The organism is Serratia liquefaciens (assembly GCF_027594825.1).
GTDB lineage: Bacteria > Pseudomonadota > Gammaproteobacteria > Enterobacterales > Enterobacteriaceae > Serratia > Serratia liquefaciens_A.
This window is the reverse complement of the sequence record NZ_CP088930.1, coordinates 3262449-3278483: the sequence shown is the minus strand read 5'-3', so window position 1 is coordinate 3278483 and position 16035 is coordinate 3262449. Positions and strand designations below refer to the sequence as shown.

The following is a 16035-nucleotide window of genomic DNA, read 5'->3' as shown; positions in this document are numbered from 1 at the left end:
GCACATGAAATCATCACAGAACGTCAGCTTGTCCCGCCGTCGTTTTCTGGCCCAGCTTGGTGGCTTAACGGCCATTGGCATGATAGGCCCTTCGCTGTTAGTGCCGAAAAATGCCCTGGCCCAGGGAGGGTTACAAGAAGGCATCCTGACCGGTTCCCATTGGGGAGCCATCCGCGCCACCGTGGTAGACGGGCGGTTTGTCGCTGCCAAACCCTTCGAAATGGATAAACATCCCTCAAAAATGATTGCGGGCTTGCCCGATCACGTCCATGGCACGGCACGTATCCGCTATCCGATGGTACGAATTGACTGGATGCGTAAACGCCATTTGAGTGATACCACGCAGCGCGGCGACAACCGTTTTGTGCGGGTAAGTTGGGATGAAGCACTGAACCTGTTCTATCAAGAGCTTGAGCGGGTGCAGAACACCTACGGCCCGTCGGCTCTGCTATCCGGCACCGGTTGGCAATCGACCGGCATGTTCCACAATGCCGCCGGCATGCTGGCTCGGGCGCTGGCCCTGCACGGAGATTCCGTCGGTACCGGCGGCGACTACTCAACGGGCGCCGCCCAGGTGATTTTGCCGCGGGTGGTGGGTTCAATGGAAGTGTATGAACAGCAAACGTCCTGGCCGCTGGTGCTGCAACACAGCAAAACTCTGGTGCTTTGGGGATCGGATCTGGTGAAAAACCAGCAGGCCAACTGGTGGTGTCCGGATCATGATGTTTATGAATATTACGCCGAACTAAAAGCCAAGGTGGCCAAAGGCGAAATCAACGTCGTCAGCATTGACCCTGTGGTGTCATCTACCCATGCGTTTTTGGGCCGCGAGCATGTGCAGCACATTGCTCTGAACCCGCAAACAGACGTGCCCTTACAGTTAGCGCTGGCGCACACGCTGTACAGCGAAAATCTGCACGATACCCACTTCCTCAAAACCTATTGCGTTGGCTTCGAGCAATTCCTCCCTTATTTGCTGGGCCAAACGGACGGCCAGCCCAAAGATGCCCAATGGGCGTCGGCACTGTGTGGCGTCGATGCCGAAATCATCCAGGCATTGGCGCGCCAAATGGCGGCCAACCGTACGCAAATCATTGCCGGCTGGTGCGTGCAACGCATGCAACACGGCGAACAATGGGCGTGGATGACGGTAGTGCTGGCGGCCATGTTGGGCCAAATAGGCTTACCTGGCGGCGGCTTTGGCTTTGGTTGGCACTATAACGGCGCGGGGACACCGAGCCGAAAAGGGGTGATCCTGAGCGGTTTTTCCGGCTCAACCACCACGCCAGCTCGCCATGCTAAGGGGGATTTTAAAGGTTACAGCAGCACCATTCCGATCGCGCGCTTTATCGATGCCATGCTGGAACCGGGCATGGAGATCGATTGGAATGGCAAACGCGTCAAGCTGCCGATGCTGAAAATGTGCGTATTTGCTGGCACCAACCCGTTCCATCGCCATCAGCAGGTTAACCGGATGATTACCGGCTGGCAGAAGCTGGAAACCGTCATTTCTATTGATAATCAGTGGACCTCAACCTGCCGTTTTGCCGATATCGTTCTGCCTGCTACCACACAATTCGAACGCAACGATCTCGATCAGTTTGGCAACCACTCCAATCGCGGCATTATCGCGATGAAACAACTGGTACCGCCACAGTTTGAGGCACGCAATGACTTCGATATCCTGCGCGAACTTTGCAAACTGTTCGATCGCGAACGTGATTTCACCGAAGGCCTGGATGAAATGGGTTGGCTCAAACGCATTTATCAGGACGGCGCGCGCCAGGGCAAAGGGCGCGGCGTGGCTTTGCCTGCCTTCGATGAGTTTTGGGATGGTGACGGCTACGTCGAGTTCCAACACCCCGAAATGTTCGTGCGTCACCAGGCGTTTCGTCAAGACCCGGATCTGGAGCCTTTAGGCACCCCAAGCGGCCTGATCGAGATTTACTCAAAGAGCATTGCCGATATGAATTATAAAAACTGCCGAGGCTACCCTATGTGGTTTGAGAAGGCGGAACGTTCACACGGCGGGCCGCTTTCAACGCGCTACCCACTGCATTTGCAGTCGGTGCATCCCGATTTCCGGCTGCACTCCCAGCTGTGCGAATCTGAAACCCTTCGTGCACAGTACAGCGTCGCGGGTAAGGAACCGGTATTTATCAGCCCGCAGGACGCGGATGCTCGCGGCATCAATAATGGTGATGTTGTACGAGTGTTTAATGCCCGTGGACAGGTCTTGGCCGGCGCAGTGGTTTCCGATCGTTATGCGCCGGGAGTGATCCGCATCCATGAAGGTGCCTGGTACGATCCTGAGCATGGCGGCGTGGCGGGTAGCCTGTGCAAATACGGCAATCCGAATGTGCTGACGTTGGATATCGGCTCCTCCGAACTGGCTCAGGCGACCAGCGCCCATACGGCACTGGTTGAGATTGAGCGCTTTACTGGCAAAATCGCACCTGTTACCGCGTTTAATGGCCCATTGGAAATGGTTGCGCAATGCGACTATGTGCCGATGACGCCGGCAAACGTGGCGCAGTGAAGAGGAAGTTCCATGGAAGATCATGTTTCAGCGCTGGGACACCCGCATTATGCTTGCCTCTATGCCTGGTTATCCGGCAGTTTCGCCCGTGAGCTTAGCGACGTGCAAATTGCAGAACTGACCAGCCCTGAACTCACCGCATGGTTGGCAATACTTGAGCCGCTGCCAGAGCTGACAGCGCCGGTAACCCGGTTCAGACAAACCGTTACGGCACTCCAACGGCGGCCCGACGCCCAGCTGGAATTGGCCGCCGACTTCGCCGGGCTGTTCCTGATGACGGAGAAATCCGCTGCGTTACCCTATTCCTCTTGTTATCAGTTGGCATCTGCGCGTTTTAAGCAGGAACCCAGCGCGCAGATGAAAGCGCTGTTGGCACAATCGGGCATGGTGGTGGAGAGTTCCTTTGGCGAACCGGAAGATCATTTAGCCCTGGTTGTCGAGCTGTTGAGCCACCTGAATTTTGCATTAACGGAAGCGGGGGATGAACGCAGGGAGTTGCTTGAACTGCGAAGCGAAGCCTTGATTCACTGTCTGAGTTGGCTGCCGGAGTTTAATCAGCGCTGCCTCAGTTACGACAAGTTTGGCTTCTATGCCGCACTCAGCGGCTTACTGCTAGCGTTGATGCGCCTCGATGCCGGCATGCCCATGCCATAAATCACCGGCTTGGCCCTCATAACCTGAGGGCCAAGCGCGCCTGCGAGGATGCCGGAATAAGTGGCTACGCCCACGAGCGTCGCTCAATTGGGATCGAAGCAAAGCTTGCTGGCATGGCCGAAGGCATTCCGCCACTCATGCTCAACTGAAATACTTAACCATCAGCATGGTACCCGAGGCTAACAAAATCACATTGATTAGCTTCAGGAATTGCTCACGTGACATTTTCAAAGTGAAATGACGCCCCAGGGTAATCCCCACCAACATACCCGGCAGCAGCACCAACGCCAGTAGCAATAAATCAACGTCCAGATAAACACCGGCAAAGGTGAAAATAACCACCCGCGTCAGCGTACTCATCCCGATAAGTGTGGTTTGAGTTATCCGGAAAGCCTCTTTTTTCTCAATACGACCGCTGAGATAGATGGCATAGATAAAGCCGCCGCTGCCGAATAATGCACTGAAAATCCCGCCCACCAGGCCAAAAGGCACCGAAGCCCTGGGCGAAAATTGCCGATCGGGTTTTAAACCGCTTAGTGAATAGAGAGCATAGAACACCACAAAAATGCCCAACGCCAGCAAGAGGATATCCGGCCTGGTTTTCAGCAGGATCGCCGCGCCCAGTAAGCTGCCGATAATCATCACCGGGATCAGCCGCTTTAATTCTCCCCATTGCGCATTGCGACCATCGCGGCTGACGTTAACAATGGCCGCGCACATGTCCAGCAGCGCCAGCAAAGGAACAATTTTCGCCACCGGAATATAAAGCGCCATCACCGGACTGGCGACTAACGCCGAGCCAAAGCCGGCAATACCGAAAATGACATAGGCCACCAGCAAGGTGGCGGCCAGTACCAGATAGCTTGAGAGCGTTAGGGTTTCTTGCATATCCATTTCCGCCTAGTCCATTCCCCTGAAGCGAGCTGCAGGCTAAAACCTAATACTTTAGTAGATAAACGGAGGAACGCTATTTCGCGCTTAAACCAGCAAGTTGCCGATCCTGTCGACGGCCAAGCAGCAACAGCCCACATGCTGCCCCCAACAGGGCACAGAACATGTCAGACTGGGTATCCCATGGGTCGCCCTGTGTTCCCAGAAACTCATCGGCCCCCTGCCCTAATGCCAATGCGGCCCACCATTCGATCAGTTCATAAACCGCGCTGATAGCCAACGCAATGCAGCACACCACGAAACCCAACATTTTCCGGCCTCGGACATAATCCCCACGCAGCAGAATTTCCCGCGCCACCAGCGCAGGCACCAGCCCCTGGAAAAAATGCCCGAGCTTATCGTAGGGGTTGCGCCCCAATCCCAATAACTCCTGCACGTAAAACCCGGCAGGCACGCGCGCATAGCTATACATGCCGCCAAAAATCAAAATTAACGCATGGAGAAAAATCAGCTGATACAACAAGGGGGTTAGCGGATAGCGACGCCGGGTCAGCCACAAAACAACCAGCGCTATCACAACCGGCATGACTTCCATCAGCCAGGTCATTCGGTCATAAGGATACACGCCGCTGTAAATCAGCAGTGCAATCAGCAACAAAGCTGCGGTGGGTAATAAATAACGGGCAGACAAGAGGGACATGCTGAAGTTACCAAAGCGGTGAAAGTTATCGCATTATTATACAGTGGCAAAATAAAGGCGGCATACTTCGCCGTTCGGCAAAGCCGCCAGGCAGCTTTTTTGACCACATAGCCGTTGATGTTACTATACGAAGATCACTATGCTCCCGCACAGGCACCATCTGGCAGCATAACTACTAAGAGCGACGACGTTTAAGGACGATATTTGAGTATGGGAAGCACATTCGCTGTATGGCGGCTGATTGCCGTGTGCGTAGTCAGTCTTGCGTTGCTGGGCTGTGGCTCCAAGAAGGCGAACACCTATGACCGCGACTACGATAGCCTGGCCAGAGGCAGCTATAGCGGCAATACCTATACCGTCAAACGCGGTGATACCCTGTTTTATATAGCCTGGATCACCAATAGCGAAGTCAGCGAACTTGCGCGTCGCAACAAGATCCCCAAGCCTTACAATCTGGAAATTGGTCAAACGCTGGCGTTAAACAATACGACAGCGAAGAAAGGCAAAACGCGCAAAACTAAATCAACGGGCCAAATTGCAGCCGTGACACCGCCGATCCGCAGCAGCATCAAATGCTGGCGCTGGCCAACCCAGGGCAATATCGTCAGTAAATATTCTACCGCCGACGGCGGCAATAAAGGCATTGATATCGCCGGTAACCGCGGGCAGCCGGTATTTGCCGCAGCCAAAGGGCGAGTGGTGTACGTGGGTAACCAGCTGCGGGGCTATGGCAATCTGATTATGATAAAGCACAATGATGATTACATCAGCGCCTACGCCCACAACAATACCTTGCTGGTGCGTAATGCGCAGGAAGTGAAAGCCGGGCAAAAAATTGCCACCATGGGCAGCACCGGCACCGATAAAGTCATGTTGCACTTCCAAATCCGCTATCGTGCCACCGCCCTGGATCCGCTGCGCTTCTTGCCGCCGCAGGGTTCCGCACCGTCCTGCTGATCCTGCATCGGTAAAGGAAAAAATGGACGAAAAAACCCGCTCAAGGCGGGTTTTTCATATCCAGCCAAGTGCCGTTAAGACTCGTTGACCTGCTTTACCTTGCCGGACAAGAAAGCTTGCTCGTAAGCCCGTGCTTTTTTGCTGTCGAACTGGTGCTCCCATTTTGCAACCACCAGTACCGCCAGCGCATTGCCCACCACGTTCAGCGCGGTACGTGCCATATCCAGAATACGGTCAACCCCGGCGATAAACGCCAGACCTTCCAGCGGGATCCCGACGCTGCCCAGCGTGGCCAACAGCACCACAAAGGAAACGCCCGGCACGCCGGCAATGCCCTTCGAAGTCAGCATCAGCGTCACCACCAGGACAATCTCCTGCCCCAGGGACAGTTCAATGCCGTACAGCTGCGCAATAAAGATGGCGGCGATGCTCTGATACAGCGTTGAGCCGTCCAGATTGAAGGAGTACCCCGTAGGCACCACAAAACTGGTGATCGCTTTCGGTGCACCATAGGCTTCCATTTTTTCGATGATACGCGGCAGCACCGTTTCTGAACTGGCAGTGGAGAAGGCCAGGATCAGTTCATCCTTTAAAATACGAATCAACGTCCAGATACGCAGATTGCAGATGCGAGCAACAGCGCCCAGTACCACCAAAGCGAAGAAGGCGATAGCGAAGTACACCAGCACCACCAGCTTGGCCAAAGGCAACAGCGAGGCGAAACCAAAGTTGGCGACCGTCACTGAGATCAGACCAAATACCCCGATCGGCGCATAGCGCATGATCATATGAGTAACTTTGAACATGCTTTCGGAAACGGCTTTAAACACCTTCAGCAGCGGTTCTTTGGTTTCTTTCGGCAATGACGACAGGCCCAGACCAAAGAGTACCGAGAAGAAGATAATCGGCAACATGTCGCCCTTCGCCATCGAAGCGAAAATGTTCGACGGGATCAACGACAGAACCGTAGCAACCAGGCTGTGCGACCCACTTTGCACCTGCTCCGTGGTTTTCTCATACTGCGAGATATCGACTGCGGTCAGCGTCGACATGTCGATGCCGTGACCGGGTTGAAAAACATTAGCCAGCGTCAGCCCCACCACGATGGCAACGGTGGTGATCACTTCAAAGTAAATAATGGTTTTCAATCCGAGCCGACCCAGCTTTTTCGCATCTCCCACCCCGGCGATACCGACAACCAGTGTAGAAATAACGATCGGCACAACAATCATCTTAATCAGGCGAATAAATATATCTCCCGCCGGGCTAAGAATATTGCTGACTAACCACTCCCGTGATTCCGTCTGATTATGGAGCACGGCCCCAACGATAATACCCAGTACCAACGCGATCAGGATTTGCCAAGCAAGACTGATTTTTACACTTTTCATACCCAAAAAGTCCTCAAAGACTCTTTTCCGCGTATTTAAAACAATGCGCCGAAAAGAATACTTAATCATTTAATACAGGCTTATGTTGATGACAACGAAGCGCTCACCTGCCCTTAGTGTGACGCTATTTAAATCTGTACCATCTGGAAGGCATGCTCTGCAAGCCTTGTTTTATCGGCCATTTGTGCAAAATATAATCACCAATGAATTTAGTATTTAATTTCACCAAACATAATTGGTTGTTATTAAAAGCATAATTTTATGCGAGATACATCACGAAACCACCTCATACTTTGCTTTTTTAATCGGATGAAAGTGCGTTTATTCTCGCTAATCTTGCATATTTAGTCCATCGAGAATGTTTATATTTTGTTGCGATAAGGTTTTAAAAATGAAAATAGCAGAGCGTCCAACAGCCTCATTTTATCGTCTATTTATTAGGATAATTCTCAAGTTATTCCCTTATTAACACCGATGACTGACCACCGGGCTATTAATATCCACATCGAATATCAAAAGGGAACTATGTTCCAAAAGGATTTAACCGAGATTTAAACGGTGGTGTTTTATATTAAAAAATGGCAATAAAAATCGGGTTTATTGTCGGATTGGTTATTCTTTTTAGTTCTTTAGATAGTGTTTTCTGGCGAAAACTTAGTATCTGAGCGTTTTTTCCCGCCAAGCAGGTAGATGCTCAACACAAATGGGGCAGAACTATTACAAATCAATATCTTCGTTGCGTGATCTGCCGCGCAAAAAAGAAACAAAGAATCGGAGCAAACTATACTTAACCTTCAGTTGACATATCATTAACAACTTCAAGGAGAAAAGCTATGAGCCAAGTGCATAAACACGCTATTCCTTCTGCAATTGCAGAACACGCCCTGATCAGCCCGACACAATATCAACAATATTATCAACAATCTGTGCAAGACCCAGAAACGTTCTGGGGCGAACAGGGAAAAATCCTCGACTGGATAAAGCCTTATAGCCGGGTGAAAAACACCTCTTTTGATCCGGGCCATATCAGCATTCGCTGGTTTGAAGACGGAACCCTTAACCTGGCGGCCAACTGCCTCGATCGCCATCTGGCCGAACGTGGTGACCAAACCGCCATCATCTGGGAAGGTGATGATCCCACCCAGTCAAAAAAGGTGACCTACAAACAACTGCACCACGATGTCTGCCAGTTCGCCAACGTGCTGAAAAAGCTGGGCGTTAAAAAAGGCGACGTCGTGGCTATCTATATGCCGATGGTGCCGGAAGCCGCTGTGGCCATGCTGGCCTGCGCCCGCATCGGAGCCGTGCATTCGGTTATCTTTGGCGGTTTCTCGCCGGAAGCGGTCGCCGGGCGAATTATCGACTCCAACTCAAAACTGGTTATTACCGCTGACGAAGGCCTGCGTGCCGGACGTTCTGTACCCTTGAAGAAAAACGTCGATGATGCGCTGAAGAATCCTGGGGTGAAAAGCGTCACCAACGTTGTGGTGTTTAAGCGCACCGGCAAACCGGGTTACTGGCAGGAAGGTCGCGATCTGTGGTGGCATGAGCTGACCGAAGGCGTCTCAGCCGACTGTCCGCCGGAAGAGATGAATGCGGAAGATCCGCTGTTTATCCTTTATACCTCCGGGTCAACAGGCAAACCCAAAGGCGTGCTGCATACCACCGGTGGCTATCTGGTCTACGCCGCCATGACTTTTAAGTACGTATTCGATTATCACGATGGCGACGTCTATTGGTGTACCGCCGACGTGGGTTGGGTCACGGGACACAGCTATTTGCTGTATGGCCCGCTGGCCTGCGGCGCCATTACCCTGATGTTTGAGGGCGTGCCCAACTACCCTGGCGTCAACCGTCTGTCACAGGTGATCGACAAGCATCAGGTCAATATTCTGTACACCGCCCCAACCGCCATTCGCGCCCTGATGGCTGAAGGCGACAAAGCGATCGAAGGCACTAAACGCGACTCGCTGCGCATCATGGGATCGGTGGGTGAGCCAATCAACCCGGAAGCCTGGGAGTGGTATTACAATAAAATCGGCAACGGCAAATGCCCCATCGTTGACACCTGGTGGCAGACCGAAACCGGCGGCTTTATGATCACCCCGCTGCCGGGTGCCACCGAGCTGAAAGCCGGTTCGGCAACGCGTCCGTTCTTCGGCGTGCAGCCGGCGCTGGTCGATAATGTCGGCACGCCGCAAGAAGGGGCCTGCGAAGGTAACCTGGTGATCACCGACTCCTGGCCTGGCCAGGCGCGAACCCTGTTCGGCGATCACGATCGCTTCGAGCAAACCTACTTTTCCACCTTTAAAGGCATGTATTTCAGCGGTGACGGCGCGCGCCGTGACGAAGACGGGTACTACTGGATCACCGGCCGCGTCGACGACGTACTGAACGTGTCCGGCCACCGTCTGGGCACCGCTGAAATCGAATCTGCCCTGGTCTCTCACCCGAAAATCGCCGAAGCGGCGGTAGTCGGCATTCCGCATAACATTAAAGGCCAGGCAATTTACGCCTATATCACGCTCAATCACGGCGAGGAACCTTCGCCTGAGCTCTATACCGAAGTGCGTAACTGGGTACGTAAAGAAATAGGGCCGATCGCTACTCCGGACGTGCTGCACTGGACAGACTCCCTGCCCAAAACGCGCTCCGGCAAGATCATGCGCCGTATCTTGCGCAAAATTGCCGCCGGCGATACCAGCAACCTGGGGGATACCTCAACGCTGGCGGATCCGGCCGTAGTCGACAAGCTGTTGGAAGAAAAACAATCAATGAAAGTGCCGTCATAATTTACGCCGCCTCTGGCCGATCGGCGGGAAGATAACCCAATGATCGGCTTCAAGCGCGGCGCATTCGTTCAATACCTACTGGAGACACTCTGATGAATGACACCATTTATCAAGGGATTGAGGAAAACCCGCGCTTTATCGAGCTGGTGCGAAAACGTAGCCGATTTGCCTGGCTGCTCTCGCTGATTACACTGGCACTCTACGTTGGCTTTATTTTATTGATCGCTTTCGATCCTCAGTGGTTGGGCACCCCGATCGCTGAAGGATCGACTATTACCCGTGGGATCCCGGTAGGCGTTGGCCTGATCGTGATCTCTTTTGTACTCACCGGGATCTACGTATTCCGCGCCAACGGCGAATTCGATCGCCTGACTGCAGAAGTCCTGCGTGAGGTGAAGAAATGAAGCGTTTACTGTCCGCCGCCGCTCTGCTGATGCTACCGGGTCTGGTCTTTGCCGATGCCATTGGTGGTGAAGTGAAGCGCCAACCGTTGAACATTCAGGCCATCGTGATGTTCATCCTGTTTGTCGGCGCCACGCTGTATATCACCTATTGGGCCTCTAAACGCACCCGTTCACGTCAGGACTATTATACCGCCGGTGGGAAAATTACCGGTCTGCAAAACGGTCTGGCGATTGCCGGCGACTTTATGTCAGCGGCCTCTTTCCTGGGCATTTCCGCACTGGTATATACCTCGGGCTATGACGGGCTGATTTACTCCATCGGTTTCCTGATCGGTTGGCCGATCATTTTGTTCCTGATCGCGGAACGCCTGCGTAACCTGGGCCGTTACACCTTTGCCGACGTGGCTTCCTACCGGTTGAAACAAAAGCCAATCCGCACGCTCTCCGCCTGTGGCTCTCTGGTGGTGGTCGCGCTGTACCTGATTGCCCAAATGGTCGGTGCCGGCAAGTTGATTCAGCTGCTGTTCGGCCTCAATTACCACGTGGCGGTCATTCTGGTCGGCATTCTGATGGTGCTGTACGTCTTGTTCGGCGGGATGCTGGCCACCACTTGGGTGCAGATTATCAAAGCGGTGCTGTTACTGGCCGGCGCCAGCTTTATGGCGTTGATGGTGATGGAATCGGTCAATTTCGACTTCAACACGCTGTTTGCCGAAGCCGTGAAGGTGCATCCAAAAGGCCTGGCCATCATGAGCCCGGGCGGTCTGGTCTCCGACCCTATTTCTGCGCTCTCCCTGGGGCTGGCGCTGATGTTCGGTACCGCCGGTCTGCCACATATTCTGATGCGTTTCTTTACCGTTAGCGACGCTAAAGAGGCCCGCAAAAGCGTGTTCTACGCCACCGGTTTTATCGGTTACTTCTATATCCTGACCTTTATTATCGGCTTCGGCGCCATCTTGTTGGTCAGCCCTAACCCGGCGTTCAAAGATGCCACCGGGGCGTTGCTGGGCGGTACCAATATGGCTGCGGTGCATTTAGCCAACGCCGTGGGCGGCAACTTCTTCCTCGGCTTTATCTCTGCCGTCGCCTTTGCCACCATTTTGGCCGTAGTGGCAGGCCTGACGTTGGCGGGTGCTTCAGCGGTATCTCACGATTTGTACGCCAGCGTGATTAAAAACGGCAAAGCGACGGAGCGTGATGAACTGCGCGTCTCCAAGATTACCGTGGTGATCCTGGGTATCGTGGCGATAGCTCTGGGGATTTTGTTTGAGAAACAGAATATTGCCTTTATGGTCGGGCTGGCTTTCTCTATCGCCGCCAGCTGTAACTTCCCGATCATTATTCTTTCGATGTACTGGTCGCGTCTGACGACCCGTGGTGCCATGATCGGCGGCTGGTTGGGCCTGCTGACTGCGGTGATCCTGATGATCCTCGGCCCGACGATTTGGGTACAGATTTTGGGGCACGAGAAACCCATCTATCCGTATGAATATCCGGCGCTGTTCTCGATGATTGTCGCCTTCGTCGGCACCTGGCTGTTCTCGGTTACCGACAGCTCTTTGGCAGGGCAACAAGAGCGCGAGCGCTTCCGTTCTCAATTTGTACGTTCACAAACTGGGCTGGGGATTTCCCAGGGCAGTTCGCATTAAAGTCAAAAAGAGAGCGGGTTCAGCATGCTGAGCCCGCTCATTCATCACCTGGCAACAGCCAGTATTGTTACTCTGCTGAGGTTCGGCTTCGTGCAGTCAAGCCAATCGCAGCAACGCCTCCCTTCACCGCCTCATTTGCATATACAAGCGCCAAATAATGCCAGTGCGATAATTTTCAATCATGACAACGCTAAAGAGGTGGGTAAACCGCTGGAGGATATGCTGGACGAGTGCGTTATCGCCGTTGCCAGCGATCGGTTAATCACTGGAAAGGCCAGACTGTTGGACCTTAATGATCCAGAGTGCATCGCTGACTTTATCGCCGACTGGTTAAAAAGCGCAGCCTAGCTGCGCCATTTTTTCTTTTCCGCATAGCAAAAAGGCCATCCTTGCGGATGGCCTCTTGGCTTGATTGATGCCTGGCAGTGTCCTACTCTCGCATGGGGAGACCCCACACTACCATCGGCGCTACGGCGTTTCACTTCTGAGTTCGGCATGGGGTCAGGTGGGACCACCGCGCTATTGCCGCCAGGCAAATTCTGTTTCATTCCAACCGCTACTCACGTAGCCATTGAAACCAATCTCGGAACTTCGCTGAAAATCTGTCTCTCTAAAACACCTTTGGTGTTGTAAGGTTAAGCCTCACGGATCATTAGTACTGGTTAGCTCAATGCATCGCTGCACTTACACACCCAGCCTATCAACGTCTTAGTCTTAAACGTTCCTTCAGGGGCCTTAAAGGCCCAGGGAAGACTCATCTCGAGGCAAGTTTCGCGCTTAGATGCTTTCAGCGCTTATCTTTTCCGCACTTAGCTACCGGGCAGTGCCATTGGCATGACAACCCGAACACCAGTGGTGCGTTCACTCCGGTCCTCTCGTACTAGGAGCAACCCCTCTCAATCTTCCAACGCCCACGGCAGATAGGGACCGAACTGTCTCACGACGTTCTAAACCCAGCTCGCGTACCACTTTAAATGGCGAACAGCCATACCCTTGGGACCTACTTCAGCCCCAGGATGTGATGAGCCGACATCGAGGTGCCAAACACCGCCGTCGATATGAACTCTTGGGCGGTATCAGCCTGTTATCCCCGGAGTACCTTTTATCCGTTGAGCGATGGCCCTTCCATTCAGAACCACCGGATCACTAAGACCTACTTTCGTACCTGCTCGAGCCGTCACTCTCGCAGTCAAGCTAGCTTATGCCTTTGCACTAACCTCACGATGTCCGACCGTGATTAGCTAACCTTCGTGCTCCTCCGTTACTCTTTGGGAGGAGACCGCCCCAGTCAAACTACCCACCAGACACTGTCCTCACCCCGGATTACGGGGCCGAGTTAGAACATCAAACATTAAAGGGTGGTATTTCAAGGTTGGCTCCACGCAGACTGGCGTCCACGCTTCAAAGCCTCCCACCTATCCTACACATCAAGGCTCAATGTTCAGTGTCAAGCTATAGTAAAGGTTCACGGGGTCTTTCCGTCTTGCCGCGGGTACACTGCATCTTCACAGCGAGTTCAATTTCACTGAGTCTCGGGTGGAGACAGCCTGGCCATCATTACGCCATTCGTGCAGGTCGGAACTTACCCGACAAGGAATTTCGCTACCTTAGGACCGTTATAGTTACGGCCGCCGTTTACTGGGGCTTCGATCAAGAGCTTCGCCTTGCGGCTGACCCCATCAATTAACCTTCCAGCACCGGGCAGGCGTCACACCGTATACGTCCACTTTCGTGTTTGCACAGTGCTGTGTTTTTATTAAACAGTTGCAGCCAGCTGGTATCTGCGACTGGCTTCAGCTCCGAGAGCAAGTCTCTTCACCTACGCGCCAGCGTGCCTTCTCCCGAAGTTACGGCACCATTTTGCCTAGTTCCTTCACCCGAGTTCTCTCAAGCGCCTTGGTATTCTCTACCTGACCACCTGTGTCGGTTTGGGGTACGATTCTGTGTTACCTGATGCTTAGAGGCTTTTCCTGGAAGCTTGGCATCAACTACTTCTGCACCGTAGTGCATCGTCATCACGCCTCAGGGTTGAATAAGCGACCGGATTTACCAGGTCACTCCCCCTACACGCTTAAACCGGGACAACCGTCGCCCGGCTAGCCTAGCCTTCTCCGTCCCCCCTTCGCAGTAACACCGAGTACAGGAATATTAACCTGTTTCCCATCGACTACGCCTTTCGGCCTCGCCTTAGGGGTCGACTCACCCTGCCCCGATTAACGTTGGACAGGAACCCTTGGTCTTCCGGCGAGCGGGTTTTTCACCCGCTTTATCGTTACTTATGTCAGCATTCGCACTTCTGATACCTCCAGCAACCCTCACAGGTCACCTTCAACGGCTTACAGAACGCTCCCCTACCCAACAACGCCTAAGCGTCGCTGCCGCAGCTTCGGTGCATGGTTTAGCCCCGTTACATCTTCCGCGCAGGCCGACTCGACCAGTGAGCTATTACGCTTTCTTTAAATGATGGCTGCTTCTAAGCCAACATCCTGGCTGTCTATGCCTTCCCACATCGTTTCCCACTTAACCATGACTTTGGGACCTTAGCTGGCGGTCTGGGTTGTTTCCCTCTTCACGACGGACGTTAGCACCCGCCGTGTGTCTCCCGTGATAACATTCTTCGGTATTCGGAGTTTGCATCGGTTTGGTAAGCCGGGATGGCCCCCTAGCCGAAACAGTGCTCTACCCCCGAAGATGAGTTCACGAGGCGCTACCTAAATAGCTTTCGGGGAGAACCAGCTATCTCCCGGTTTGATTGGCCTTTCACCCCCAGCCACAAGTCATCCGCTAATTTTTCAACATTAGTCGGTTCGGTCCTCCAGTTAGTGTTACCCAACCTTCAACCTGCCCATGGCTAGATCACCGGGTTTCGGGTCTATACCTTGCAACTATTCGCCCAGTTAAGACTCGGTTTCCCTACGGCTCCCCTATACGGTTAACCTTGCTACAAAATATAAGTCGCTGACCCATTATACAAAAGGTACGCAGTCACCCAACAAAGTAGGCTCCCACTGCTTGTACGTACACGGTTTCAGGTTCTATTTCACTCCCCTCGCCGGGGTTCTTTTCGCCTTTCCCTCACGGTACTGGTTCACTATCGGTCAGTCAGGAGTATTTAGCCTTGGAGGATGGTCCCCCCATATTCAGACAGGATGTCACGTGTCCCGCCCTACTCATCGAACTCACAATTAATGCATTTTAGTGTACGGGACTATCACCCTTTACTGTGCGACTTTCCAGACGCTTCCACTAACACAAGAACTGATTCAGGTTCTGGGCTCCTCCCCGTTCGCTCGCCGCTACTGGGGGAATCTCGGTTGATTTCTTTTCCTCGGGGTACTTAGATGTTTCAGTTCCCCCGGTTCGCCTCATACGACTATGTATTCATCGTATGATAGTGCAACGAATTGCACTGGGTTTCCCCATTCGGGTATCGCCGGTTATAACGGTTCATATCACCTTACCGACGCTTATCGCAGATTAGCACGCCCTTCATCGCCTCTGACTGCCTAGGCATCCACCGTGTACGCTTAGTCACTTAACCTCACAACCCGAAGGTGTTTCTGTAAACAGAGAACACTGTCGTGCTGTTTATTTGAGAGACTCTATGACAGGTTAATCCTTACCCCAATAGTTCTACGGAGGGATAAGTTTCAGCTGTCATGTTTCAATTTTCAGCTTGTTCCAGATTGTTAAAGAGCAAAATACTTCGCAGCATACTGTTGCCAGTACACTCTGAAGTATTGATACAGGACTATATGGTGGAGCTAAGCGGGATCGAACCGCTGACCTCCTGCGTGCAAGGCAGGCGCTCTCCCAGCTGAGCTATAGCCCCATACAGTCACTTGCAGATACCTTTGTTACCTCATTCGATTCCAAACAAGACGCGGCGCCACGCGGCTTTACAGCCATGCGGTGAAGCAACGCAGTATGGGAAAGAATTGGTAGGCCTGAGTGGACTTGAACCACCGACCTCACCCTTATCAGGGGTGCGCTCTAACCACCTGAGCTACAAGCCTATTAAAGGTATTTCTGCTCGTTACTTTTTCATCAGACAATCT

10 protein-coding genes, 2 tRNA genes and 2 rRNA genes are annotated in these 16035 nt (G+C 53.0%); 7 read left to right on the top strand and 7 right to left on the bottom strand.

The window, feature by feature from the left end; translation table 11 throughout:
- The first annotated feature begins 4 nt into the window (after positions 1–4).
- Together torA and torD are read left to right on the top strand one after the other, a co-directional pair.
- Positions 5–2539: a trimethylamine-N-oxide reductase TorA gene (gene torA, locus LQ945_RS14895; protein WP_270101083.1), complete on the top strand. Its 2535-nt coding sequence runs from the start codon at positions 5–7 to the stop codon at positions 2537–2539.
- Between the two features lie 12 nt (positions 2540–2551).
- A complete protein-coding gene (gene torD, locus LQ945_RS14890; RefSeq protein WP_270101082.1) occupies positions 2552–3193 on the top strand; it encodes a molecular chaperone TorD in 642 nt (213 codons plus the stop codon).
- 141 nt (positions 3194–3334) lie between these two features.
- Here the strand turns inward: torD and LQ945_RS14885 are convergent, their stop codons facing one another.
- Both LQ945_RS14885 and LQ945_RS14880 read right to left on the bottom strand, forming a co-directional pair.
- Positions 3335–4081: a sulfite exporter TauE/SafE family protein gene (locus LQ945_RS14885; protein ID WP_044554255.1), complete on the bottom strand. Its 747-nt coding sequence runs from the start codon at positions 4079–4081 to the stop codon at positions 3335–3337.
- Positions 4082–4160: 79 nt separating this feature from the next.
- The gene (locus LQ945_RS14880; protein WP_044553912.1) at positions 4161–4784 is read right to left on the bottom strand and encodes a DUF2238 domain-containing protein; all 624 of its coding nucleotides are present in this window, start codon (positions 4782–4784) and stop codon (positions 4161–4163) included.
- A 210-nt stretch (positions 4785–4994) separates the two neighbouring features.
- On the opposite strand from LQ945_RS14880, the gene actS reads away from it, so the two are divergent.
- The gene (gene actS / locus LQ945_RS14875; RefSeq protein ID WP_044553911.1) at positions 4995–5741 is read left to right on the top strand and encodes an amidase activator ActS; all 747 of its coding nucleotides are present in this window, start codon (positions 4995–4997) and stop codon (positions 5739–5741) included.
- Between the two features lie 74 nt (positions 5742–5815).
- On the opposite strand, the gene gltP is transcribed toward actS, so the two are convergent.
- Positions 5816–7132 carry a glutamate/aspartate:proton symporter GltP gene (gene gltP / locus LQ945_RS14870; RefSeq protein WP_182820983.1) on the bottom strand — a complete coding sequence of 439 codons (1317 nt, stop codon included), beginning with the start codon at positions 7130–7132 and terminating at the stop codon, positions 5816–5818.
- 833 nt (positions 7133–7965) lie between these two features.
- On the opposite strand from gltP, the gene acs reads away from it, so the two are divergent.
- The 4 genes from acs (at position 7966) to LQ945_RS14850 (ending at position 12325) form a co-directional block, all read left to right on the top strand.
- Positions 7966–9924: an acetate--CoA ligase gene (gene acs / locus LQ945_RS14865; protein ID WP_182820985.1), complete on the top strand. Its 1959-nt coding sequence runs from the start codon at positions 7966–7968 to the stop codon at positions 9922–9924.
- A gap of 92 nt (positions 9925–10016) precedes the next feature.
- Positions 10017–10328, top strand: a complete 312-nt coding sequence (locus LQ945_RS14860) for a DUF485 domain-containing protein (protein WP_044553908.1) — start codon at positions 10017–10019, stop codon at positions 10326–10328.
- Positions 10325–11977 carry a cation/acetate symporter ActP gene (gene actP / locus LQ945_RS14855; RefSeq protein WP_270101081.1) on the top strand — a complete coding sequence of 551 codons (1653 nt, stop codon included), beginning with the start codon at positions 10325–10327 and terminating at the stop codon, positions 11975–11977. Before LQ945_RS14860 ends, actP begins: the two co-directional genes overlap by 4 nt.
- Before the next feature lie 24 nt (positions 11978–12001).
- Positions 12002–12325, top strand: a complete 324-nt coding sequence (locus LQ945_RS14850; protein WP_270101080.1) for a hypothetical protein — start codon at positions 12002–12004, stop codon at positions 12323–12325.
- Positions 12326–12394: 69 nt separating this feature from the next.
- Here the strand turns inward: LQ945_RS14850 and rrf are convergent.
- The 4 genes from rrf to LQ945_RS14830 form a co-directional block, all read right to left on the bottom strand.
- A 5S ribosomal RNA gene (gene rrf, locus LQ945_RS14845) occupies positions 12395–12510 on the bottom strand.
- A 98-nt stretch (positions 12511–12608) separates the two neighbouring features.
- A 23S ribosomal RNA gene (locus tag LQ945_RS14840) occupies positions 12609–15518 on the bottom strand.
- A gap of 215 nt (positions 15519–15733) precedes the next feature.
- Positions 15734–15809 (bottom strand) — tRNA-Ala (locus LQ945_RS14835).
- Between the two features lie 107 nt (positions 15810–15916).
- A tRNA-Ile gene (locus LQ945_RS14830) sits at positions 15917–15993 on the bottom strand.
- Positions 15994–16035 lie beyond the last annotated feature (42 nt).